At 66.2% G+C, this 23,169-nt stretch carries 21 protein-coding genes and 1 riboswitch; of the genes, 8 read left to right on the top strand and 13 right to left on the bottom strand.

Features of this window, described 5'->3' with window-relative positions; all coding sequences use genetic code 11:
* Positions 1–7 precede the first annotated feature (7 nt).
* The gene (locus EYS21_RS15785) at positions 8–850 is read left to right on the top strand and encodes a siderophore-interacting protein (protein WP_131134156.1); all 843 of its coding nucleotides are present in this window, start codon (positions 8–10) and stop codon (positions 848–850) included.
* Here the strand turns inward: EYS21_RS15785 and EYS21_RS15790 are convergent.
* The 3 genes from EYS21_RS15790 to EYS21_RS15800 all read right to left on the bottom strand — a co-directional run bounded on the left by EYS21_RS15790 (position 847) and on the right by EYS21_RS15800 (position 4,928).
* Positions 847–2,334 carry a threonine/serine exporter family protein gene (locus tag EYS21_RS15790; protein ID WP_131134157.1) on the bottom strand — a complete coding sequence of 496 codons (1,488 nt, stop codon included), beginning with the start codon at positions 2,332–2,334 and terminating at the stop codon, positions 847–849. The genes EYS21_RS15785 and EYS21_RS15790 overlap by 4 nt on opposite strands.
* Positions 2,335–2,361: 27 nt before the next feature.
* On the bottom strand, positions 2,362–3,714 hold the full coding sequence (locus EYS21_RS15795) for a peptidoglycan bridge formation glycyltransferase FemA/FemB family protein (protein WP_131134158.1): 1,353 nt from the start codon (positions 3,712–3,714) through the stop codon (positions 2,362–2,364).
* 80 nt (positions 3,715–3,794) lie between these two features.
* Positions 3,795–4,928 (bottom strand): peptidoglycan bridge formation glycyltransferase FemA/FemB family protein, encoded by a 1,134-nt coding sequence (locus EYS21_RS15800; RefSeq protein WP_131134159.1) that lies wholly within the window; start codon positions 4,926–4,928, stop codon positions 3,795–3,797.
* Between the two features lie 98 nt (positions 4,929–5,026).
* Between EYS21_RS15800 and EYS21_RS15805 the strand changes: the two genes are divergently transcribed.
* Complete coding sequence (locus EYS21_RS15805; RefSeq protein WP_131134160.1) at positions 5,027–5,569, top strand: TspO/MBR family protein; 543 nt, start codon at positions 5,027–5,029, stop codon at positions 5,567–5,569.
* On the opposite strand, the gene EYS21_RS15810 is transcribed toward EYS21_RS15805, so the two are convergent.
* From EYS21_RS15810 to EYS21_RS15835, 6 genes are all read right to left on the bottom strand, one after another.
* Positions 5,566–6,978: an L-serine ammonia-lyase gene (locus tag EYS21_RS15810; protein ID WP_131134161.1), complete on the bottom strand. Its 1,413-nt coding sequence runs from the start codon at positions 6,976–6,978 to the stop codon at positions 5,566–5,568. The genes EYS21_RS15805 and EYS21_RS15810 overlap by 4 nt on opposite strands.
* Before the next feature lie 164 nt (positions 6,979–7,142).
* Positions 7,143–8,468, bottom strand: coding sequence for a serine hydroxymethyltransferase (glyA, locus tag EYS21_RS15815; RefSeq protein ID WP_278184748.1), 1,326 nt, complete (start codon positions 8,466–8,468; stop codon positions 7,143–7,145).
* Complete coding sequence (gene gcvH, locus EYS21_RS15820) at positions 8,465–8,848, bottom strand: glycine cleavage system protein GcvH (RefSeq protein WP_131134162.1); 384 nt, start codon at positions 8,846–8,848, stop codon at positions 8,465–8,467. Before gcvH ends, glyA begins: the two co-directional genes overlap by 4 nt.
* 166 nt (positions 8,849–9,014) lie before the next feature.
* The gene (gene gcvT, locus EYS21_RS15825) at positions 9,015–10,163 is read right to left on the bottom strand and encodes a glycine cleavage system aminomethyltransferase GcvT (RefSeq protein WP_131134163.1); all 1,149 of its coding nucleotides are present in this window, start codon (positions 10,161–10,163) and stop codon (positions 9,015–9,017) included.
* A gap of 35 nt (positions 10,164–10,198) precedes the next feature.
* Positions 10,199–13,045: an aminomethyl-transferring glycine dehydrogenase gene (gene gcvP / locus EYS21_RS15830; RefSeq protein ID WP_131134164.1), complete on the bottom strand. Its 2,847-nt coding sequence runs from the start codon at positions 13,043–13,045 to the stop codon at positions 10,199–10,201.
* Between the two features lie 199 nt (positions 13,046–13,244).
* Positions 13,245–13,343: riboswitch (glycine riboswitch) on the bottom strand.
* A 125-nt stretch (positions 13,344–13,468) separates the two neighbouring features.
* Positions 13,469–14,008 carry a TetR/AcrR family transcriptional regulator gene (locus EYS21_RS15835; RefSeq protein ID WP_131134165.1) on the bottom strand — a complete coding sequence of 180 codons (540 nt, stop codon included), beginning with the start codon at positions 14,006–14,008 and terminating at the stop codon, positions 13,469–13,471.
* A gap of 68 nt (positions 14,009–14,076) precedes the next feature.
* Here EYS21_RS15835 and EYS21_RS15840 point away from each other — a divergent pair, with 68 nt between their 5' ends.
* Complete coding sequence (locus tag EYS21_RS15840) at positions 14,077–15,684, top strand: MFS transporter (protein WP_131134166.1); 1,608 nt, start codon at positions 14,077–14,079, stop codon at positions 15,682–15,684.
* 117 nt (positions 15,685–15,801) lie between these two features.
* On the opposite strand, the gene EYS21_RS15845 is transcribed toward EYS21_RS15840, so the two are convergent.
* Positions 15,802–16,281, bottom strand: a complete 480-nt coding sequence (locus tag EYS21_RS15845; RefSeq protein ID WP_131134167.1) for a DNA starvation/stationary phase protection protein — start codon at positions 16,279–16,281, stop codon at positions 15,802–15,804.
* A 204-nt stretch (positions 16,282–16,485) separates the two neighbouring features.
* On the opposite strand from EYS21_RS15845, the gene EYS21_RS15850 reads away from it, so the two are divergent.
* Genes EYS21_RS15850 through EYS21_RS15860 form a run of 3 tightly spaced genes read left to right on the top strand, consistent with a single transcriptional unit; the run spans position 16,486 to position 20,145 of the window.
* Complete coding sequence (locus EYS21_RS15850) at positions 16,486–17,547, top strand: nitrilase-related carbon-nitrogen hydrolase (protein ID WP_131134168.1); 1,062 nt, start codon at positions 16,486–16,488, stop codon at positions 17,545–17,547.
* Entirely contained in the window at positions 17,544–18,569 is a 1,026-nt protein-coding gene (locus tag EYS21_RS15855) for an agmatine deiminase family protein (RefSeq protein ID WP_131134169.1), read from the top strand. Before EYS21_RS15850 ends, EYS21_RS15855 begins: the two co-directional genes overlap by 4 nt.
* Positions 18,570–18,582: 13 nt before the next feature.
* Positions 18,583–20,145, top strand: coding sequence for an APC family permease (locus tag EYS21_RS15860; RefSeq protein WP_131134170.1), 1,563 nt, complete (start codon positions 18,583–18,585; stop codon positions 20,143–20,145).
* Positions 20,146–20,248: 103 nt separating this feature from the next.
* On the opposite strand, the gene EYS21_RS15865 is transcribed toward EYS21_RS15860, so the two are convergent.
* The 3 genes from EYS21_RS15865 to EYS21_RS15875 form a co-directional block, all read right to left on the bottom strand.
* The gene (locus EYS21_RS15865; RefSeq protein WP_131134171.1) at positions 20,249–20,800 is read right to left on the bottom strand and encodes a hypothetical protein; all 552 of its coding nucleotides are present in this window, start codon (positions 20,798–20,800) and stop codon (positions 20,249–20,251) included.
* A gap of 293 nt (positions 20,801–21,093) precedes the next feature.
* On the bottom strand, positions 21,094–21,396 hold the full coding sequence (locus tag EYS21_RS15870; RefSeq protein ID WP_131134172.1) for a DUF4193 domain-containing protein: 303 nt from the start codon (positions 21,394–21,396) through the stop codon (positions 21,094–21,096).
* Positions 21,397–21,516: 120 nt separating this feature from the next.
* Positions 21,517–21,702, bottom strand: coding sequence for a hypothetical protein (locus EYS21_RS15875; protein WP_131134173.1), 186 nt, complete (start codon positions 21,700–21,702; stop codon positions 21,517–21,519).
* Positions 21,703–21,859: 157 nt separating this feature from the next.
* Here EYS21_RS15875 and EYS21_RS15880 point away from each other — a divergent pair, with 157 nt between their 5' ends.
* Positions 21,860–22,207 (top strand): hypothetical protein, encoded by a 348-nt coding sequence (locus EYS21_RS15880; protein WP_131134174.1) that lies wholly within the window; start codon positions 21,860–21,862, stop codon positions 22,205–22,207.
* A gap of 103 nt (positions 22,208–22,310) precedes the next feature.
* Positions 22,311–23,159 (top strand): HAD family hydrolase, encoded by an 849-nt coding sequence (locus EYS21_RS15885; protein ID WP_131134176.1) that lies wholly within the window; start codon positions 22,311–22,313, stop codon positions 23,157–23,159.
* The last annotated feature ends 10 nt before the right edge of the window (positions 23,160–23,169 follow it).

The raw sequence follows: 23,169 nt of genomic DNA on the forward strand, positions 1-23,169 counted from the left end.
TTGCCTTATGAGCACAGTCCCCGCCGCCACCAGCGCTACCAAAAAGACCCGTCCGCAGATCAGCCTCACCGTGATCCGCCGCGAAGAGTTGTCGCCGCACATGGTCAGGATCGTTGCCGGCGGCGACGGCTTCGCTGACTACGTCAACAACGATTTTGTTGACCGCTACGTGAAGATCGCGTTTCCCCAGCCGGGCGTCGACTACGAGCAGCCGCTGGACCTCTGGAAGATCCGGGAAACCATGCCCCGCGAGCAGTGGCCCTTCACGCGCACCTACACGGTCCGCTGGGTGGACCCGGCGGCACGGGAACTGGCCATCGATTTTGTGATCCACGGCGACGAGGGCCTGGCCGGCCCGTGGGCGGCCTCCGCGCAGCCCGGCGATTCGCTGACTTTCACCGGACCCGGCGGCGCCTACAACCCGGCGCCGGATGCCGACTGGTACCTCTTTGCCGGTGACGAAGCCGCGCTTCCCGCCATCGCTGCTTCATTGGAGTCCCTGCCCGCGTCCGCGTTGGGAGTGGCGTTCCTGGAGGTGGACAGCGACGCCGACATCCAGCCCGTCACGGCCCCGGCCGGCGTGGAAGTCACCTGGCTCCGGCGTAACGGCGCTCCCGCCGGCGCCGGCGACCTGCTGGTGTCGGCCGTCGCCAACGCCAACTGGCCCGAAGCCGGGAAAGTCGATGTATTTGCGCACGGCGAGCGCGGCTACATGAAGGGCCTGCGCGACGTGTTTTTTGTCCAGCGGGGCCTCGAGCGCAAGCAGGTGTCACTGTCCGGTTACTGGGCCGCGGGCCGGGTCGAGGACGATTTCCAGGCCGAAAAGAAACTGCCCATCGGGCAGATCTAGCGGCGGCGGGCGCGCCTGCGCTCGTTGCTCGCCAGGCTGCGGGTCAGCGGCCTGGCCAGGGTATCGCCCAGCACGATGCCGCCGGCCGCCCCCAGGACGATGGCGCCTGCGTTGAGCATGCCGCCTGCGCCGAGGAGGATCTCGGACTCCTCGATGGTCAGCACATACATGGAGCGGAAGATGGTCAGGCCCGGCAGCAGGATCAGGGCTGCCGGCACAGCGACCACCAACTGCGGGGCACCCATCTTCAGGGCCACCACCCGCGCCAGCAGGCCGATCACCACGGCGGACAGTGCCGGCGAGAACCTGTCGCCGATGCCCAGGGCGCCAGCGCCCAGCAGCACCAGGTAGCCGGCAACGCCCACGGCCGCTGTTGGCAGGAGGAGTTTCCACGCGGTCTGCTCGGTCACGCCGATGGCCATCACCGCGAGGGCCGTCAGGATCACCAGCACCCACAGGTCGTAGGCGGGAGCGAACGTTTCCGTGACGTCGATTTCCTGCATTCCCGTCATGGACCCCACCACAAACGCGACGGCGATGCCGGCCACGAGTGCGCCGAAGGTCAGGACGGTGGACAGGAATCTTCCGGCGGCCGTCACCGGGAAGCCGTTGATCGCATCCTGCACGGAGGAGACCAGGCGCCCGGTGGGCAGGAGCAGCAGGATGCCTCCCACCACCACAATGGCCGGTGCCGTGGTGAGGTTGAACTGCCAGAGCAGAAGTGCCATGAACGTCACCACAAACGAACACGTTGCCGTGGTGAAGAAGTCCGGCACCCGCCAGCGGCCCAGCCGGCGTGCCAGGAGGCTCACGCCGATGTTGACGACAAAGGCGATGGCTGACGACACGGGACCGCCGCCGAGGACGCCGACAAAAGCCGCGGCAAAGACGCCGAAGGCCACCGTCACCATCCAGCGTGGGAAGGGCTTGGGGCTGGTGATGGCCTCGTCGAGGCGGCGGATGGCCTCGTCACGGCCCACTCCCCCGGCCACAATGTCCGTGACCAGCTGGTGGACCTTGGCCAGTCCGGCGTAGTTGTTGGTCCAGGACCGCACCACCCGCAGCAGTGCTATGGGCGTCTGGTCCTTGGGCGCGTAGTTGATTCCCACCGACTGGTTGGTGATGTCCACTTCGATGTTCTTGAGCCCCAGGGCAGCCGTCACGGCGATGATGCTGGTCTCCACTTCGAGGGCACCGGCGCCGTACCGGAACATAGTCTCGGCCAGGTGCAGGGCGAAGTCGAGGGTTTTGCGCGCGGAGGTGTCCACGCCGCCCACCTGGATCATCGGGTTGGCGTAGGGGCTGCCGGCGAGCCTGTCCACAATGCTCAGCGGCGCCGTCGGAGGGTTCTCCCCCTGGACCAGGCGGCGGAGCATTCTTTTGGCCGCGACGTTCTGGCGGATCTGGGAGGGTGAGAGCGGCTCGGTCTTGGGCAGGCCGTCAGTTGGCGGCCTCTTCCGGGGTTCCTCGGGTCGATCTGTCACGCTGGTCCTCCTCCCGGGGGATCGTGGTTAAGCGGTATTTTCGGCCGGTGTGCTGTCTTCGGCAGGAGCCTTGCGTTTCAGCGGCAGCCTGCCCAGCAGGGTCCGGGCCGCCGACACTGCGGCGCGGGCCACGCGGTTGACCTGGAACAGGACCGGCCGTACGGGCATCACGAAGTCTCCCAGCAGCTGGACCACTTCCCCGCCGAAGCCCTTCTTGAACGCGTAGCCGCCGTGGCCTTCCTCGTCCTGTCCCTCGATGCCGAAGGTGCCATAGAAGTTGTAGCGCGTATAGCCCTTTTCCAGCGCGTGCAGCATCATGCCCCAGTACAGGGACGTGGCGCCGTTGAAGTAGATGTAGTCCTGCTTGGTGCCGCCGATGACGCACACCAGCTCGTCGCCGAAGCAGACAAAGTGGATGGCGGCCACCGTGGCCACGCCCACGGAATCCGGGAACCGCTCAATGTCCTTGAGGCTGCGCTCGTAGCTGTCCACGAGGTCCTGCACCACTTTGAGCCGGTTGGCCTTCTTTTTGCTGCCGGTCTCCTCCACTTCGCGGCGGAGTTCGGCCGCCGCAGCAGACTCGGATTCAAGGCGTTCGGTGATGGACTTGCGGTACGCGGGGATGTCGATCTTGGCCATCATGAGCTTGGTGAACTCGGACGAGGTGGTCCGCAGCAGCTGCTCGTAGTATTCGCGTTCGCGGTAGATGAAGCCCTTTTCATCCCCCGCCGTGCTCAGGGCGCCGTAGAACTCGTCCAGGGTCTCCAGGGTGGCCTGCTCCAGGAAGACGCCGTTCTTTTCTGCCTTCCGGATGGCTTTGCGCGTCCGGTAGCTGGTGCCCATGATGAGCTCTTCGGAGTCCTGGGTGCCCGCGAGGGTCTTGATGAACATCCAGTTCACGTTGGCGAAGTTCATCTCCGAGCCCTGGTGGGCGAATCCCAGGCCAGCGAGTGAAGCCACCAGCGGCCGGTTGTCCGTGATCTCGGGGTGTTCGGCGCCGTCCTCGTCGCGGGCGACGAAGGGCAGGTTCGGGGAAATCCGCAGCTCGGCGGCCTTGCGCTCCGTTGCCCTGGCTTTGAGGAGTTCGACGACGTCACGCACCAGGGAAGTGTCGGTGTAGTCCATGAGCGGGCCCTTGGCGCACTCGCACACCGTGTAGCCCCAGCGGTTGGTGGTGTAGTTCAGCTTGCCGGCGGCCACGAGTTCGCCGTTGCGCCGGACGCCGAAGAGCTCCACCGCCTGCCCGCGGGCACGCTGGAACCGGGCGAAGTCGGCGGACTGGATGAAGCTGTTCTGCGGGTGGGTGACGGAGAAGGCCTCGAAATCGGCGTCGCTGAGGACAGCGAACTCGAGCTCGGTTCCGGCCTTGATTGAATTCACGGAAAAATTCCTCACCTGTGGATGTGCTGCCGGGATGGTGGCAGCGCTGACCTGTTGTGGACGTGGATGGGTGGCGCGGCTCAGTAGAACTGGTTGCCGGTGCGCATGGTTTCGAGGCGCCGGAAAACACGTTCGGCTCCCTGGACCCAAAGCCGGTGCCGGACGGGTGCCAGGACAAAGTCGTAGCAGCCCACAAAGTCCGTGACTGTTTTGCTGAAGCTGGTCTTGAACATGCCCATGCCGTGAAGGGTGTGGGATTTGTCCTTGATCCGGGCAGCGGGCGGGGTGCCGCAGAAGTCGTACTCGGTGCAGCCGAGCTCCTTCATCCTGCGGATCGCAGCCCACTGGACCAGGTGTGAGTCGCCGTACTGCTTCCGGTTCTGCGTGGAGCCGCCGTCCTTGTACGTTGCTTTGGATCCGTAGTTGATCACAAAGGCGCCCACGCTGGGTTTGCCATCTTCGTAGACAAAAAAGAAGCTTCCCTGCCCGCGGTCGCAGAATTCGTCCCAGAACCGGGCGTAGTACTCGTAGCTGCGCAGCGGCATGGACCCTTTGGCGTTTACGGTGTCCGCCATCAGGTCGTAGAGGGCGCGGTAGGTTTCCGGGCCCTGCTCCCGCTGGACCACTTCACAGCCTTCGCGCTCTGCGCGGCGGATGGCGTTGCGGGCGCGGGAGGAAATGGACCGGAACACTTCGTTCTCCGGCGCGGAGATGTCCAGCAGGGCCGTGGAGTCGTTGGACTGGATGTTGGGGGCCTTGACCAGGCCGGCAGCCAGCTGCGACTGGACTTCCGGGGCGTCGACGATGTCCGGCTCCACCTTGATCGCGAAGACGTTCAGCTTTGCGGCCTTCACGAATTCGGCGCAGGCGGCCAGCGCCGGCTTGAGGTCCGCCGCGGCGCCGACGTCGGGTCCCTTGATGAGGTACCAGAGGCGGCCCAGGACCGGGAATTTCTTCTCCATCACCAGGTTGTAGCTGGCGGCCCCGCCGGACTCCAGGACCAGGAAGCGGACGTCCCAGCCGTTGCCGTTCTTCACTGACGCGTAGGCCGCGGACTGCAGCATGTTGCCGCCGTTCGGGTTGGCGGTGACGTGCTTGTCCCAGTTCTCAATTTCCTCGCCTGTGGCAAAGCGGGCGGTGAATTCTCGCAAGGGGGCCGTGTCCCGTCTGTTGGTCTTGTGCGCGGTTTTGTATGTGTGGCTGCGTGCGGACATGTAGCCACAAGTCTAAAGCCTGATCCTGTCCGGGCATTCCAGCGCGGTCTGCCGGGGCCCGCCTTGACTCGGTGTCCGCGCTTCGCAAGGGTTGACGCATGAAGCCGCCCCCTGACCAGTCCAGCCCGTCAGCGACCGCCGCAGGGAAATATGGGACCGGTGCGCAGGTCCTGGCTCTCGCCGTCTTCCTGGGAGCCTCCGCGCTGGTCGCCTGGCTCGGGGCCTTTGCCACGGTAAACAACGTGAACGGCTGGTATGTCAGCGCCGACAAGGCTCCGTGGACCCCGCCGAACTGGGTGTTCGGTCCGGTCTGGACAGCGCTTTATGCGGCCATGGCGGTGGCCGCCTGGCTGGTGTGGCGCCGCCGTGTCCCGGAGTCGCGCCCGGCACTGACCGCCTACGGCATCCAGCTGGTGCTCAACCTGCTGTGGACGCCAGTGTTCTTTGGCCTCTACCCCGCGCTCGGCACGGTTGCGCTGTGGCTGGCCTTCGCGATCATCCTCGCCCTGATCGTGGCTGTGACGGTGACGGTGCTCCGTTTTGGACCGATCAGTCCGGCAGCCGGACTGCTCCTGCTGCCCTATGTCACCTGGATTGTGTTCGCGTCATCCCTGAACGTCTGGGCGGCACTGCACAATTAGCATTCGACGACGTTGACGGCGAGGCCGCCCATGGCTGTTTCCTTGTATTTGGAGCTCATGTCGCGGCCGGTTTCGCGCATGGTGACAATAACCTCGTCGAGGGACACCCGGTGCGAACCGTCGCCCCAGAGCGCCATTTTCGCGGCGTTGATGGCCTTGGCTGCGGCGATGGCGTTGCGCTCGATGCACGGCACCTGGACCAGCCCGCCGATCGGATCACAGGTCAGGCCCAGGTTGTGCTCCATCGCGATCTCTGCCGCGTTCTCCACCTGGGCAGGGGTCCCGCCCATCACTTCGGCCAGCCCTGCGGCGGCCATCGACGACGCCGAGCCCACCTCGCCCTGGCAGCCCACCTCCGCGCCGGAGATGGACGCCTGCTCCTTGTACAGCACCCCGATGGCCCCGGCCGTGAGCAGGAACTTCACCACGACGTCGTCGCGGTCTTCCTGCGTGGCTTTGTCCATGCCCGGGGCGAAGTGCAGGGCGTAGTACAGCACGGCCGGGATGATTCCGGCGGCGCCGTTGGTGGGAGCGGTGACTACCCGCCCGCCGGAGGCGTTCTCCTCGTTGACCGCCAAAGCGATCAGGTTCACCCACTCCTGCCAGTACTTGGGGTCGCGGTAGTCGGGGTCGTGGTCCCGGCTTTCCTTCAGGAGCCGCTCGTGCCAGTCGGGGGCGCGACGGCGGACCCTCAGTCCGCCGGGCAGCAGGCCTTCGCGCTTGAGGCTGACCTGGACGCAGCTCTCCATGACGGAGTAGATGTGGAGCAGCCCGTCGCGGATTTCCTGCTCGGACCGGGAGGCCCGTTCGTTGACGAACATGACCTCGCCGATGGACAGTCCTTTGGACTGGCAGCGGCCCAGGAGTTCTGCGGCCGTGCGGAACGGCAGGGGAAGTTCCTTCTTTGATTCATCGAGTTCCTTCAGCGCTGCATCTTCCTCCCCCTCACGGACGATGAAGCCGCCGCCCACGGAGAAGAAGGTGGCGCTGTGGAGGACTTCGCCGTCGGCGTCGGAGACGGTGAAGGTCATGCCGTTGGTGTGCCGCGGCAGGATGGTCAGCGGGCGCAGGACCATGTCCTTCACGGCGTAGGGCAGGGGGACGGAACCGGCCAGCTGCAGGGTGCCCGTTTCGGCGATGGCGGCCAGCCTGTCCTCCACCTCGTCAGGGAGGATCTTCTCGGGGTGGAAGCCCTCCAGGCCCAGCAAAATCGCGGTCATCGTCCCGTGCCCGTGCCCGGTGGCGGCGAGGGAGCCGTACAGGTCAACCCGGAGGCCCGCCACACGGTCCAGGGCGCCGGACTCCTTGAGCTCCTCGGCAAACACAGCGGCAGCCCGCATCGGCCCGACAGTGTGCGAGCTCGAAGGTCCAATTCCGATCGAAAACAGATCAAAGACACCAACAGCCATAACTAATCCTTACTCATTTGTGACGCATGTGCAGTTGGTCGGGGTTGGGTGGTTACCAAGGGTGCGGTCCCAGCACGACGGCGGGGCTGGCATCCGGCAGCGTGCGTCAAAGCGACGAAGGAGCAGCACGCCGAGGATGTCAGCCCCTCCGTCGCCAGAGCACGTCAGGCGAGGTTGGCGACGCCCGGGTAAAGCGGGTGGGCTGCGGCGAGGACCTCGACGCGGTGACGCAGCCCGGAAAGGTCCGCGCCGGCGTCGGAGATCAAAGCCTCGGCGATGATGTCCGCGACCTCGCGGAACGCGGCCTCGCCGAAGCCGCGGGTGGCCAGCGCCGGGGTGCCGATGCGCAGCCCGGAGGTGATCATCGGCGGGCGGGGGTCGAACGGCACCGCGTTGCGGTTGACGGTGATGTCGATCTCCGCGAGCCGGTCCTCGGCCTGCTGGCCGTCGAGCTCGCAGTTGCGCAGGTCCACGAGGACCAGGTGCACGTCGGTGCCGCCGGAGATCACGTTGATCCCCTTGGCGGTGACGTCCGGCTGGACGAGGCGGTCGGCGAGGATCCGGGCGCCGGCCAGGACGCGTTCCTGGCGTTCCTTGAACTCGGCGGACGCGGCGATCTTGAAGGCCACGGCCTTGCCGGCGATGACGTGCTCCAGCGGCCCGCCCTGCTGGCCCGGGAACACGGCCGAGTTGATCTTCTTGGCGATCGCGGCGTCGTTGGTCAGGATGATCCCGCCGCGCGGACCGGCGAGGGTCTTGTGCGTGGTGGAGGTGGTCACGTGCGCGTGCGGCACCGGTGAGGGGTGCAGCCCGGCCGCGACCAGGCCGGCGAAGTGGGCCATGTCCACCATCAGGTAGGCGCCCACAGAATCGGCGATCCGGCGGAACTCGGCGAAGTCCAGCTGCCGGGCGTACGCGGACCAGCCAGCCACGATCAGCTGCGGCTTGTGCTCCTGGGCCAGGCGCTCCACCTCGGCCATGTCGATCCGGTGGTCCTCTTCGCGGACCTGGTACGGGATGACGTTGTACAGGCGGCCGGAGAAGTTGATCTTCATGCCGTGGGTCAGGTGCCCGCCGTGGGCGAGGTTCAGGCCCATGATGGTGTCGCCCGGCTTGATCAGCGCGTGCATCACCGAGGCGTTCGCCTGCGCACCGGAGTGCGGCTGGACGTTCGCGAATTCGGCACCGAACAGGGCCTTGACCCGGTCGATGGCCAGCTGCTCGATGACGTCGACGTGCTCGCAGCCGCCGTAATAGCGCTTGCCCGGGTAGCCTTCGGCGTACTTGTTGGTCAGCACAGAGCCCTGCGCCTGCATAACAGCCACCGCGGTGTGGTTCTCCGAGGCGATCATCTCCAGGCCGTCACGCTGGCGGCCCAGTTCGTCGTCGATCTTGGCTGCGATCTCCGGGTCCAGCACGGACAGGTCCGCGTCCAGGCTCGGCGAAACAACCTGCTCGAACACTGCGGTCGTGGCAGCGGCGCCGCTCACAGCTCGCCGCCGTTCTTGGACGCGTAGTCCTGTGCGGAGAGCAGCGGGCCGTCGGACTCGGCAGCCACCTTGAACAGCCAGCCGGCGCCGTACGGGTCGCTGTTGATCAGTGCGGGGTCATCGACCACAGCCGGGTTGGTTTCCGTGACTTCGCCGGTCACCGGGGCGTACAGGTCCGAAACGGATTTGGTGGATTCCACCTCGCCGCAGGTCTCCCCCGCGGTCACGGTCGAGCCAACCTCGGGCAGGTCCACGTACACGATGTCGCCGAGGGCGTCAGTGGCCACGGCGGAAATGCCGATGGACACCACGTTCCCGTCCTCACGGGAGACCCACTCGTGTTCCTCGGAGTACTGCAGTTCAACGGCAACTTTAGCCATGTGTTTTTCCTTCAGTTAGGTTTGCGAAAAATGAAAGAGCGTCGGTTCAAAACCCGCGAAAAGTGCGAGAGCGTTGGGGCTGGGATCCGGCAGCGTGCGTCAAAGCGACGAAGGAGCAGCACGCGTGAAAAGTCCGGTCTGCCGGTCCGAAGCCGACCCCGAAAACCTACTTCGGGCGCTTGTAGAACGGCAGGGCCACCACTTCGAACGGCTCCGTCTTGCCGCGGAGGTCGATGTCCAGGGCGGTGCCGGGCCCGATGAGGGCTACGTCGACGTAGGCCATGGCTACCGGGTAGCCCAGGCTGGGTGAGGGCTGGCCGGAGGTGACTTCGCCAACCACTGCGCCGTCCTTGAGGACCGGGTAGTGGCCGCGTCCGGCACGGCGGCCCAGGCCCTTGAGGCCCACCAGCCGGCGGCCGGCGGTGGTTCCGGCGCCGGCTTCCTTCTTGGCGGCGAGCGCCGCCTTGCCCACAAAGTCGCCTTCCTTGGACAGCGCGACGACGGGTCCCAGGCCGGCGGCGAACGGGTCGCCTTCCAGGGAGAGTTCGTTGCCGTAGAGCGGCATGCCGGCCTCAAGGCGGAGCGAGTCGCGGGAGGCGAGGCCAGCAGGCACCAGTTCCCCTTCATCGGCGATGGCGACGATGGCCTGCCAGAGCGCAGCGGCGTCGTCGTTGGCGACGAAAATCTCGAAGCCGTCCTCGCCGGTGTAGCCGGTGCGTGCCAGCAGGAGGTCCTGGCCGGCTCCGGCCACGAGGAAGGGGACTTCGACGGCGGCGTAGTACTTGAGCTCCGTGACCAGGCTGTGCTGGGCGGCGGGGACCAGGCGGAGGAGGAGTTCCTCTGCCTTGGGGCCTTGGACGGCGATCAGGGACGTCTCGGCGGAGACGTCGTCAACCACCACGTCGAAGCCGGCGGCCCGCTCGGCCAGCGCAGCTGCCACCGTCTTGGCGTTCCCGGCGTTGGGGACCACCAGGAAGCGGTCCGTGCCATCGGCAGCGGCCGGACGGCGGTAGGTGATGAGGTCGTCGATGATGCCGCCGTCCTCGTTGCAGATCAGGGAGTACTTGGCCTTGCCCACGGCCATCGCGGAAATCTTGCCCACCAGGGCGTAGTCCAGGAACGCGGCGGCGTCCGGACCGGTCACCCACACTTCGCCCATGTGGGAGAGGTCGAAGATGCCTGCGGCCTTGCGGACGGCGTGGTGCTCTGCAAGCTCGGAGCTGTATTTGAGCGGCATCTGCCAGCCACCGAAGTCGGTGAAGGAGGCGCCGAGCTTCTTGTGCTCTTCGTAGAGCGCTGTGTAGTTCTCAGTCATGTGTAAAACCTTCCGGTGATCGAGCTTGTCGAGATCTAGTTTTCAAACTCGGAAAGCGGCGGGCAGGAGCAGATCAGGTTCCGGTCCCCGGCGGCGCCGTCAATGCGGCCCACGGGCGGGAAGTACTTGTCCTGCTTGAGCGAGGCAACCGGGAAGACGGCCTGTTCGCGCGGGTAGGCGCGGTCCCAGTCGGTGCTGATGACGGCGGCCGCGGTGTGCGGGGAGTTGCGCAGCGGGCTGTCCACAACGGTGAAGTCGCCGTCGGCCACCTGGTCGATTTCGGCCCGGATCGCGATCATTGCGGTGATGAAGCGGTCGATCTCGTGCAGGTCCTCAGACTCCGTGGGTTCAACCATCAGCGTGCCGGCCACGGGGAACGCCAGGGTGGGGGCGTGGAAGCCGTAGTCGATGAGGCGCTTGGCCACGTCCTCGGCCGTGACGCCGGTCTTGGCGGTCAGCTCGCGCAGGTCCAGGATGCACTCGTGCGCCACCAGTCCGCCTTCGCCCGTGTAAAGCACGGGGAAGAAGTCGTTCAGGCGGGCGGCGATGTAGTTGGCCGCGAGCAGCGCCGACTTGGTGGCCTCGGTCAGGCCCGCACCGCCCATGAGCTTCACGTAGGCCCAGGAAATCGGCAGCACACCTGCGGAGCCGAAGCGGGAGGCGGAGATCGGGACGTCGTTGCCTTCGGTCCAGGTGGCCGCGTTGCCCGGCATGAACGGTGCCAGGTGCGCCTTGGCCGCGACCGGGCCCACGCCCGGTCCACCGCCGCCGTGCGGGATGCAGAAGGTCTTGTGCAGGTTCAGGTGCGACACGTCGCCGCCGAACTGGCCCGGCTGGGCCAGGCCGACCAGGGCGTTGAGGTTGGCACCGTCGATGTAGACCTGGCCGCCGGCGGCGTGGATCGCGTCGCAGACCTCGCGGACGTCGGCGTCGTACACACCGTGGGTGGACGGGTAGGTGATCATGATGCAGGACAGCGCGTCCCTGTTGGCCTCGATCTTGGCGTACAGGTCCGTGTGGTCGATCGTGCCGTCGGCAGCTGTGGCCACCACTACTACCTTCATGCCGGCGAGGACGGCGGAGGCCGCGTTGGTGCCGTGGGCCGACGCCGGGATGAGGCAGACGGTGCGCTGGTCGTCCCCGCGGGAGAGGTGGTAGCCGCGGATGGCCAGCAGGCCGGCGAGCTCGCCCTGGGAGCCGGCGTTGGGCTGGATGGACACCTGGTCGTAGCCGGTGATCTCGGTGAGCTGGGCTTCCAGGTCCGCGATCAGTTCCCGCCAGCCTTCGGTCTGGGAGTCAGGCGCGAACGGGTGGATGGAGGCGAATTCCGGCCAGGAGATGGCTTCCATTTCGGCCGTGGCGTTCAGCTTCATGGTGCAGGAGCCGAGCGGGATCATGGTGCGGTCCAGCGCGAGGTCGCGGTCCGAAAGCTTCCGGATGTAGCGCAGCAGCTGGGTTTCGGAACGGTGCGTGCTGAACACGGGGTGCTGCAGGTAGTCGGAGGAACGCTCGACGGCGGCATCCAGGGCGAACGCGTCCGTCACCTCTGCCGGGGCGGCACCAAAGGCGGCCAGGACGCCGTCGACGATTGCCGCCGTCGTGGTTTCATCCGTGGAGAACCCAACGGTGTCCGCGTCGATGCTGCGCAGGTTGATGCCCTTGGCCTCGGCGGAGGCAACGATCCCGGCCGCTTTGCCCGGTACGGACACGGTGACGGTATCGAAGAAGCTGGTGTGGAGCACGTCCAGGCCTGCGGCCTTCAGGGACGCGGCCAGGGTCTTCGCGTGGCCGTGGGCGGTCTGGGCGATCGCCTTCAGGCCGTCCGGGCCGTGGTACACGGCGTACATGGACGCCACGATGGCCAGCAGCGCCTGCGCGGTGCAGATGTTGGACGTGGCCTTTTCGCGCCGGATGTGCTGCTCGCGGGTCTGCAGCGCCAGGCGGTAGGCGGGTACGCCGGCGGAGTCCTTGGAGACGCCTACCAGGCGGCCCGGCATGGAGCGCTCGAGGCCCTTCTGCACAGCCATGTAGGCAGCGTGGGGTCCGCCGTAGAACAGCGGGACGCCGAAGCGCTGGGCTGAGCCGACGGCGATATCGGCGCCCTGCTCGCCGGGAGGCGTGATGAGGGTGAGGGCCAGGAGGTCGGCGGCAACGGTCACCAGGGCACCGCGTTCCTTGGCGTCGGCGATGACGGCGGAGTGGTCGAAGACCCGGCCGGAAACCCCGGGCTGCTGGAGCACAACACCGTTGATGACGCCGTCGGGCAGTCCGTTGGTGAGGTCAGCGACCTCCACCTCGAAGCCCAGCGCCTCGGCGCGTCCCTTCACGATGGCGATAGTCTGCGGCAGGCAGTCGGCGTCGAGCACCGTTTTGCCGTCGCGGGCGTCCTTGTTCTTGTTGGCCCGGCGCATCATCAGGACGGCTTCGGCCACGGCGGTGGCTTCGTCCAGCAGCGAGGCGTTGGCGATGGGCAGGCCCACCAGGTCCTGGACCATGGTCTGGAAGTTCAGCAGCGCCTCGAGGCGGCCCTGGGAGATCTCCGGCTGGTACGGCGTGTATGCGGTGTACCAGGCCGGGCCTTCGAGGATGTTGCGGCGGATTACCGCGGGCGTCACGGTGTCGTAGTAGCCCTGGCCGATCATCTGCACGGCGGTCTTGTTCTTCGCGGCGAGCTTGCGCAGTTCGGCGAGGGTTTCCACCTCGCTCAGTGCCTCTGCCAGCTGGAGGCCGGAGTCCTGGCGGATGTCCTTCGGGACCGCGGTATCCACGAGCGCGTCGACGGTGTCGTAGCCGACAGCCTTGAGCATGGCGTCGATGTCGGCCTGGCGGCGGGCGCCGATGTGCCGGTCAACGAAAGACGTAGAGGCTGAATTGACAGTCAAAAGGAACTCCATAACTCAGGCGGCGCAGGGTACGCCACATCGATTCGGGTTCCTCCCCACTCTGTATTGGACCTGAGAGTTTCCGCGCGGTCCGCTGCTGCGGGGCCGGCGCTTGCACCGTCGGTGAGCACAGCGGTCCTGGTGTTCCGGAGCGATCCGGGACACGTCAGGCGGACAGCCTGCTACTTTCCAGAGTTGCCTCGCCGCGGCGGTACATGGGCCTGAGAGATTCCTGGGGAGGATTTGCTCCTACGGCGCCTGCTTGTACCTACTAGCAGAACTCTCCCGCCGCAGATCAAAGGCTTATTCATTTGGGATTGACATCTTGCGTGGCCGGTGACAGCCATCACCAATTGTCCTATGCCGCGGGCTTTCGGGCAAATGGTGACCGCCCCGGTCAGGCACGGCCGGCCCTGATGGCATTCAGCCCCGCAGCCGCTCCACCGCGGCAAGGAGTTCCGCCACGTCCCCCTCCCTGCCGTCGGCGTTCCCGGACGGCCCGCTTTCCCACATGGCGTTGAAGTACAGCCCGTCCCCCATATACAGCACAGCCTTGGCCATCGGCTTGCCGACGTCGGCGCCGATCAGCTCCAGCCACTGCTGCTGGATGGCCGCAAAACGGCGGCGGGCCTCCTCGTGCGCCACCTCGGCCAGTCGCGTGGCGGCAACAAACGAACGGTCCATGGGGGTGTCGGACCAGAGCGATGACCGGATGAAGTATGCGGCGGCACCCTCGGGCGCCGCCTCCATGGCGGCAAGGTCCTCCCCGGCCAGGCGGTCCAGCCGCTCAAGGGTGGCGGTGATCAGCGCCTCTTTGTTCGGGAAGTGGTACAGCAGTCCCCCCTTGGACACGCCGGCCTTTTTGGCCACGGCATCCAGCGTGGCTGCGCGCTCCCCGACGTCGATGAGGAGTTCTTCGAAGGCGTCGAGGACGGCATCATGCGCGACGGGTTTTCTGGCCATGGTTCCAATCATGCATCCTCGGGGGCTTTGATTTCTTAACTATACCGTCCAGACGGTATAGTTATTACATGACCACGTCCGCAGCCTCCCGGCAGAACACCAACATCACCTCCGCCACCCCGTCGTCCGCCACGTCCACGCCGGCTCACGATCAGGCCCCGGTTCCCGCCAGAAACCGATGGCGCGACTGGCTCGCACTGGGATTGCTGATGTTCCCGGTACTCCTTGTTGCGGTGGACAACACGGCGCTGACGTTTGCACTGCCGGCCATTGCGCGGAGCCTGGAAACATCGGGCGTCCAGCTCCTCTGGATCGTGGATGCCTATCCGCTGGTGCTTGCCGGGCTACTGGTTGCCATGGGCAGCCTCGGTGACCGGATAGGGCGCCGGCGGCTGCTCCTGATTGGCAGCGTCGGCTTCGCGGCGGTCTCGGCCGTGACTGCTTTCGCGCCGAGCGCCGAGTGGCTCATCGCTGGCAGGGCGATGCTGGGGTTCTTCGGGGCCATGCTGATGCCGTCCACGCTGTCCCTGATCCGGAACATCTTTCCGGACCCCAACCGGCGCCGGCTGGCTGTTGCCATCTGGGCGGCAGGCTTTTCCGGCGGCGCCGCACTGGGCCCCATTTTCGGCGGCTGGCTGGTGGAGCACTTCTGGTGGGGCGCCATCCTCCTGGTCGCGGTGCCCATCATGCTGCCCCTGCTGGTCTTCGGCCCATCCTTCATCCCCGAGTCCAGGGACCCCCGCCCTGGGCGGGTGGACGTGCCCAGCATTCTGCTGTCCCTGCTGGTGATGGTGCCGGTGGTTTATGGCATCAAGGAGCTGGCCACTGAGGGTTTTGGAACAATTCCGGTGCTCCTCATAGGGTTTGGCCTGGCCATGGGGTTTGTATTTGTCCGCCGCCAGCTCCGGCTTGCCAGCCCCCTCCTGGACATGTCGCTGTTCCGCAACAGGGTGTTTAGCACGGCCATCACGGCCAACGTCCTGGCGCTGTTTTCCTTCAACGGCTTCATCCTGTTCCTGGCCCAGCACCTCCAGCTCCTGGAGGGCATGACACCGTCCGCGTCCGGCGTGGCCATGATCCCGGCCTTGCTGGCCACGGTGGTGGCCGGACTGGTGGCGGTGCCGCTGGTGCGGAAGGTCCGTCCGGGATTCGTGGTGGCCGGAGGCCTGGCCCTGAGCGCCGCCGGCCATGGGCTGGTGGCCTTCGGCAACCACAGCGCGGGTCCGGCCCTCCTGCTGGGAGCACTGCTCATCCTGGCGCTGGGCGTTGGCACGGCCGAAACCATCTCCAACGACCTCATCCTGGGCGCCGTTCCCGCCGAAAAGTCAGGGGCGGCAGCCGCCATCTCCGAGACGGGCTACGAGGTGGGGTCCCTGCTGGGGACGGCAGTCCTGGGCTCCATCCTGACGGCTTCGTACCAGCACAACCTGCTGTTCCCCGCGGGGCTCGCAGAGGCCACGTCCGGCACAGCCGCACACCAGGCGGGCGAAACCCTGGCGGGAGCCATGGAGCTTGCTGCCACCCTGCCTGCTCCGCTCGCGGAGGCGCTCCGCGGCGCAGCGCGCGCGGCGTTCGATTCCGGTGTGCACATCACTGCGGGGATCGCGCTGGTACTGATGGCCGGCGCGGCCGTCCTTGCCGCCGTCGCGCTTCACCGGGTCCCCAAGGCGCACTAGGCGACCCGGTTCCGGCCAAGAATCCGACCCGCAGCAAAGGCGCCGCGCAATAAAGCGCCCGGCGCCGGAATTGCTTCCGGCACCGGGCGCTTCTGTACCTATTCTGCGAGCGCTGCGCTACTTTGCGTCCGGCGCGGTGACGCTGGCGGAGGCCTTCATGGTCTCCGCATTGACCATCCAGGCATACTGCTCCAGCTTGGCGATGAATGCATGCAGCAGGTCAGCGGTGGTGGGATCCTCTTCATCCACTTCGTCATGGACCTTGCGCATGGTCCCGACGGCAGCCTCGAGGGCGGCGACGATCCGCTCGATGGCGTCCTTGGTGTTGATGAGGCCTTCAGGGAACTGGGCCAGGCTGGTGCTCTTGGCCACCGTCGAGCTGCGGCCGTCGGGAAGGGCATGCAGTGCACGCATTCTTTCGGCCATGTCATCGGCGAACTGGCGGGCGGCATCAACGATTTCGTCGAGCTGCAGGTGGAGGTCCCGGAAGTTGGTGCCCACGATGTTCCAGTGGGCCTGCTTGCCCTGGATATGCAGCTCGATCAGGTCCGCAAGAACGGCCTGAAGATTGTTGGTCAGCGTCGGTGAAGCTTTCATGAATCCTCCTCGATTGGTCCAGTGATCCTGACGCTATCAGCCGCTTTGGCAGCCCGGAGCAAAATTTCTCAGTGAGCTTACTAATTTGTGCCGGGCGACATAAAAGAACGCGATTCATTTAAGCTCTTGCGCGAAAGCCCGGCACCGTCCATACTAAATGAACGTCATTCATTTAGTGACGATCGTCTCACTGGAAGTAAGCCCATGATTGAAATTTCCTGTCTCGACTCCCCCGCTTCCCTGGCTCGGACAGCGCCGTCCGAACGCCCCGCCCTCCGCGTGGGCGTGGTGCAGCACCGCTGGCATGCAGACACTGACGTCCTGCAGGCCGAACTCGACGAAGGCATCGGCCGTGCCGCCCGGCTGGGCGCCACAGTGGTGTTCCTGCCCGAGCTCACGCTCTCCCGCTACCCCGCGGACGCCCGCCCCGAAAATGACATTTCCCGGCCCGGAGCGGTGCGGCCCCGGCCGTCGGACACCGCTGAGGACCTGCTCACCGGGCCCACGTTCCGGTTCGCCGCAGAGTCGGCCCGCCGCCACGGCGTGGCCGTCCACGCCTCGCTGTACCAGCAGGCGCCGGACCCGGACGGCAGCGATGACGGCCTGGGCCTGAACACCGCCATCCTGGTGTCGTCGGAGGGGGAACTGCTCGCCCGGACGCACAAGCTGCACATCCCGGTCACCGCCGGCTACTACGAGGACAAGTTCTTCCGCCAGGGGCCGGCGGCAGCGGATGCCTACGAGGTCCACGCGCCGGAGGAACTGGGTGGCGCGCGGCTGGGCATGCCCACCTGCTGGGACGAATGGTTCCCTGAAGTAGCCCGGCTCTATTCCCTGGGCGGCGCCGAGATCCTGGTGTACCCCACCGCGATCGGCTCCGAACCGGACCACCCGGACTTCGACACGCAGCCGCTGTGGCAGCAGGTCATTGTGGGCAACGGCATCGCCAACGGCCTCTTTATGATTGCCCCCAACCGCTGGGGCAGCGAGGGAACACTGGACTTCTACGGCTCCTCGTTCATCTCCGACCCCTACGGCCGGATCCTGGTCCAGGCCCCGCGCGACGAGTCCGCCGTCCTGGTGGCAGACCTCGACCTGGACCAGCGCCGGGACTGGCTCACGCTCTTCCCGTTCCTGGCCACCCGCCGCCCCGACACCTACGGCCGGCTGACCGAACCCGTGCGCCGTGACCAGCCGCTTGGCGGCGAGGAGGCGGGGATCGGGATTTCGGCAGGCTCAATCACCGGTCAGGAGCTGACCGCATGAGCGCCTGGCGCATGCCCGCCGAGACCGCTCCGCAGGAGCGGCTCTGGATGGCGTTCCCCACCGGCGGCTACACCCTGGGCGACACCGACGAGGATGCCCACGCTGCCCGGTCCACGTGGGCAGCCGTGGCCAACGCCGCCGTCGAATTTGAGCCGGTCACCGTGGTGGTGGACCCGGCCGACGTCGGCATCGCCGCCCGCTATCTCCACCCGGAGGTCGAGGTCCTTGCAGCCCCGCTCAACGATGCGTGGATGCGGGACATCGGCCCAACTTTTGTGCTGGACAGGGACGGGAGCCTCGGCGCCGTCGACTGGGTGTTCAACGGCTGGGGCGCCCAGGACTGGGCCCGCTGGGACAAGGACGCGCTGGTCGCCGGCGAGGTTTCCGGCCGCGCAGGCGCAACGCACATCGTGTCCGCGCTGGTCAACGAAGGCGGAGGCATCCAGGTTGATGGCGAGGGCACCGTCCTGGTGACCGAAACCGTGCAGCTCGATCCGGGCCGGAACCCCGGACTCAGCCGGTCCGACGTCGAAGCCGAGCTTGCCCGGACCATCGGTGCAACCCATGTCGTCTGGCTCCCCCGCGGCCTGGCCAGGGACTCGGAACGGTTCGGCACCCGCGGGCATGTGGACATCGTCGCAGCCATCCCCTCCCCCGGTACGCTGCTGGTGCATTCCCAGCAGGACCCGCGGCACCCTGATTACCAGGTGAGTCGAGAGGTCATCGAGCACCTCCGCACCACGAAGGACGCGGCCGGACGGGAGTGGAACATCATCGAAGTCCCCGCCCCGGAAACGCTGTGGGATGACGAGGGTTTTGTGGATTACAGCTACATCAACCACGTGGTGGTCAACGGCGGCGTCATTGCCTGTACGTTCGGGGACGCCAACGATGACAAGGCGCTGCAGATCCTGGCAGAGGCCTACCCCGGCCGGCGTGTGGTCGGGATCGACGCCCGCGAGCTCTTCGCCCGCGGCGGCGGTATCCATTGCATCACCCAACAGCAGCCTGCTGCTTCGTAGAAAGCGCTGGACAATGACGCAAACCATCCGCAAGGGCACCTCCGCCGGCCAGCAGTCGGGGGCTGACGCAGCCGGCACGGCGCACGGCATCACGGCCAAGGGCCTCAAGGGCGGGCAGCTGGGCCTCCTCGCCGTTGTGGTCCTGGGCATCTCCACCATCGCGCCGGCGTACACGCTCACCAGTGCACTGGGCCCCACCATCAACGAAGCCGGGCTCCAGCTGCCGGTCATCTTCCTCATCGGCTTTATCCCCATGATCCTGGTGTCCCTCGCCTACCGGGAGCTCAACGCCGACTCCCCGGACAGCGGCACCACGTTCACCTGGGTCACCAAGGCCTTCGGACCGTGGGTTGGTTGGATGGGCGGCTGGGGACTCCTCGCCGCCAACATCATCGTCCTGTCCAACCTCGCGGGCGTGGCCGTGGACTTTTTCTACCTCTTCCTGTCACAGGTGACCGGCTCACCCGAGCTTGCCGACCTCGCGGCCAACAAGCCACTGAACGTCCTGACGTGCTTCGTTTTTGTGGCCCTCGCCGTCTGGGTGAGCTACCGCGGCCTGCACACCACCAAGCTGGTGCAGTACGGGCTCGTGGGCTTCCAGTTGCTGGTTCTGGGGCTGTTCGTGGGCCTGGCGTTCGCGAACTGGTCCACCTCCGAAACGGCCATCCCGTTCAGCTGGGAGTGGTTCGACGTCACCAAAATCGAGACGTTCGGGCAGATCGCTGCCGGCATCTCCCTGTCGATCTTTGTCTACTGGGGCTGGGACGTGTGCCTGACCGTGAACGAGGAAACAGCCAACGGCAAAAAGACCGCTGGCCTGGCCGGTACCCTCACCGCGGTGGCAGTCCTGGGCATCTACCTCCTGGTGAGCATCGCCACCATGATGTTCGCCGGCGTCGGCGATACCGGGGTGGGGCTGAACAACCCGGAGAACCACGAGAACCTCTTCACGGCGCTTGCGTCCCCGATCATGGGGCCGTTCGCCATCCTGATGTCCCTCGCGGTCCTCTCCAGTTCCGCTGCATCCCTGCAGTCAACGTTCACGTCGCCGTCGCGCAGCCTGCTGGCCATGGCCCACTACGGCGCCCTGCCCAGGCCGTTCAGCCACCTGAGCAAGCGTTTCGCGACGCCGGGCTTCGCCACTGTTGCGGCCGGCGTCGTGTCCGCCGGTTTCTACGCCGTGATGCACGTGATCAGCGAGAACGTCCTGAACGACACCATCCTGGCCCTTGGCCTGATGATCTGCTTCTACTACGGCCTGACCGCCATCGCCTGCGCCTGGTACTTCCGGAACAGCGTCTTCAGCAGCGTCCGCAACTTCATGCTGCGGCTCGTTTGCCCGGTGCTGGGCGGCGTCGGCCTGTTTGTGGTGTTCCTGCAGACGGCGGTGGACAGCTGGGCGCCGGAGTTCGGCAGCGGCTCGGAGGTTTTTGGTGTGGGTCTGGTGTTTGTCCTGGGCATCGGGATCCTGCTGCTCGGGGCGGTGTTCATGCTGGTCATGGCCCGCCTCCGCCCCGGGTTCTTCCGGGGCGAGACCATCCGCCGCGACACTCCGGCACTGGTGGTGCCCGAGTAGCTTGCCCGCACCGAACGGCACCCTGGCCCGGATTTCCGGATCAGGGTGCCGTTCTTGGGTTTGCCGTGCTTATCTCAACGCCGGTTCGCCATTGAACCGGAGGTCACCAGAAGTGCGCCACGTCCACTACCAGCCGCGATCCGGAGCCCGGTCCGTCCAGGGTGAAGACCCGGAACGGGAGCCGTGCACGGACGCCGAGGCCGATGCTTGTGTAGCCTTCAAAGCTGCCTGCGTAAGCTACCTGACGGAACGTCTGGTAACCAGCCACGTTGGACAGTTCGGCTTTTGCTGCCGGGCTGTACGTGACGTTGCCGGTCTCGTTGTCGTAGGACGGAGCGTTCACAGTGACCTGGAGGAACGCGCTGCCCTGCAGCGGGATACTGAAACCTGAACCGTCCTGGACCACTACGGGAACGTACTGGACGGTGTGGCCGGCCACAGGGCCGTTGAGATCAACCACCATCCGGTCGAAGCAGTAGTGCTGCCCCGTCCGGACGTTGGTTACAGATGCGGTGCTCATCGCTGGATTTGTTTCGGCCAGCGATCCCCAAACAAGTCCGCAATAGGACGTGGTTGCCGAGGCGGGCCCCGGAGCCAGGAAACCCAATCCGACAGCCATCAGAATGACTGCCAGCCACGTGTGAATCTTTTTCATTGTGGGCCACCTTTTCGAGTGATTGGATAGCTCAAGCGTAGGAGCCCAAACCACCCTTAAGCAGGGTTGTATCCCCTTCGGCGCGGAACCGTTAAATGCACCTGTTTCCGGTCACGCGGGCGTAAATCCGGTACGGTTTGTGGCCGGAAAGAATCCCTATTTACACCGTTTCTGGACGCTACCGTTATGCAGGTAACGACGCCGGCACGCGGCTCCTGGCGTCCTGCCCCGGACAGCAGAAAGGCGCCGTCCACCGAACGCGGACGGCGCCTTTCAACGGGCGTGGGTGCTGCCTAGCCTTCGCAGTCGCGGCAGTACTTCATGCCGTTCTTTTCGCGGGCAATCTGGGACCGGTGGCGGACCAGGAAGCAGGACGAACAGGTGAATTCGTCGGACTGCTCGGGAACAACAATGACCGTCAGTTCCTCGTTGGAGAGGTCGGCGCCCGGAAGGTCAATTCCTTCGGCGGTGTCGTTCTCATCGACGTCGATAACCGCGGTCTGGGCAGCACCTGAACGGGAGGCCTGGAGGGCTTCCAGCGATTCTGCGGGAGACTCTTCTTCTTGCTTACGTGGAGCGTCGTAATCGGTAGCCATGGCATGTTCACTTTCGTTGCTGCGCAGCGCCATTTCAGGCACCTCAGTGAAGCAGTTTAGGTCATTATGCCGTGACTTGGAGAATAGTGTGCTTAAGCAGACATATTGCTACTGCCCGGCTCATTCCGCAGGCCTTGAAGCGTGCGCGGCGCGGGCATGGTCGCCGGCAACGGCGATGCCGCTGAGCGCCGGCAGCCAGCCCCAGCGGGTGGCATCAGCCATGGCGTCCGCAGCCTCCTCGACCGTGTCGCAGAAGAAGGCATCGGCAAGCCAAGAACGGACAGAGGCCAGCAGCGAAGGAGTCATGCACCGACGGTACGGGCCGAATGTTGTGGGCTCGTTTCGCGCCAGTCTCGGGGCCGTAAAGCCTTGGCCGTGGGTGGGCGTCCCGCTGTGGCGCCACGCGCCTGCCGGTCCTACCCTGATAGGGCAAGCAAACTCAGATGCAACCTGAGGAGGCACCATGGCAGTCAAACTCAACCGCAAGGCCCTCACGCACGCCCGCCAGCTCATCAAGGACGGGAAAGTCCAACGCGACGTCCGCGATGACTGGAGCGAACACGCACCATCGGCCGACGACGAGAACGCCTTCATCGACAAGCACGGCTTTGCTGACTTCGCCGAATGGCATCTGGGACGCGATGACGATAAGTCGGACGAAACCAAAGGCAGCGTGAGCTTTCCGTTCGGGGACTTCAAGAAAGTCCACCGCTGCGCCGTCATTTCCCTGGAGAGCCGGGCAGCCCAATACGGCCATGACGACATCCGGGACGCCGCGAAAAAACTGCTGGAGCTGATCGATACGGAGTAAGGCTGCGCAGCAACGACCCCGGCTCCTGCCTGCACTACGCCAAGCCCACCCCAACCCCGCCCGGTTGGGGCGGGACGGCGCTACTTCGGTATGATCCGGGTTCATGAGCGCTAAGCCGAGTACTGCAGGAACTGTCCGCGCTGTCTTCCTCGATGTGGATGGCACCTACGCGGACTACGGCGTTGTCCCCGAGGGCCACGTGCGCGCTGTACGGGCTGCGCGGGAGGCCGGCCACCGGGTCCTGCTGTGCACCGGCCGGCCGGTGTCAATGTTGCCCCAGAGTATCCTCGCCGCGGGCTTCGACGGCCTGGTAGCCAGCGCCGGCGCCTATGCGGAGGTGGCCGGGGAGGTGCTCGTGGACCGGCGTTTTCCCGCAGACCTCGCGGCCAGGACGGTCGCGGCGCTGGACGCGCACGACGCCGTGTACATCCTCGAGTCCCAGGAAGCGCTGCACGTTCCGCCTGCCGCAGCGGAGCGTTTGCAGGCCATCCTGGACGCCCACTTCCGGCAGGCACCCGGAGGCCCGGTGGGTTCGTCCGCCATCCTCGGCGCCGTGCAGCAAACGGCGGACCGCGCGGCGGTGTCGTTCGCCAAGGTCTCCGTATTTGACTCCCCCGTTGCCATGGAAGACCTGGTGCGCGAAATCGGCGACGACATTGCCGTCGTCGCCAACTCGGTCGCCGACGAGGGCCGGCACGCGGGTGAGCTGTTCCAGCGCGGGATCAGCAAGGCCGACGGCGTCGCGGCCGTGATCGCCCACCTGGGCATCGCCCGCGAGGACACGATTGCGATCGGCGACGGCGCCAACGACCTGGAGATGATCGCCTACGCGGGCATCGGCGTCGCCATCGAAGGATCCATCCCCGAACTGATGGCCATCGCGGACCGCACCGCCGGGCGTCCGGGGCAGGAGGGCCTCGTTGCAGCCTTCGCCGAGCTCGGCCTCCACTGAAGCAGAGGAG

This window comes from Arthrobacter sp. S39, assembly GCF_004320525.1.
Classification (GTDB): domain Bacteria; phylum Actinomycetota; class Actinomycetes; order Actinomycetales; family Micrococcaceae; genus Arthrobacter.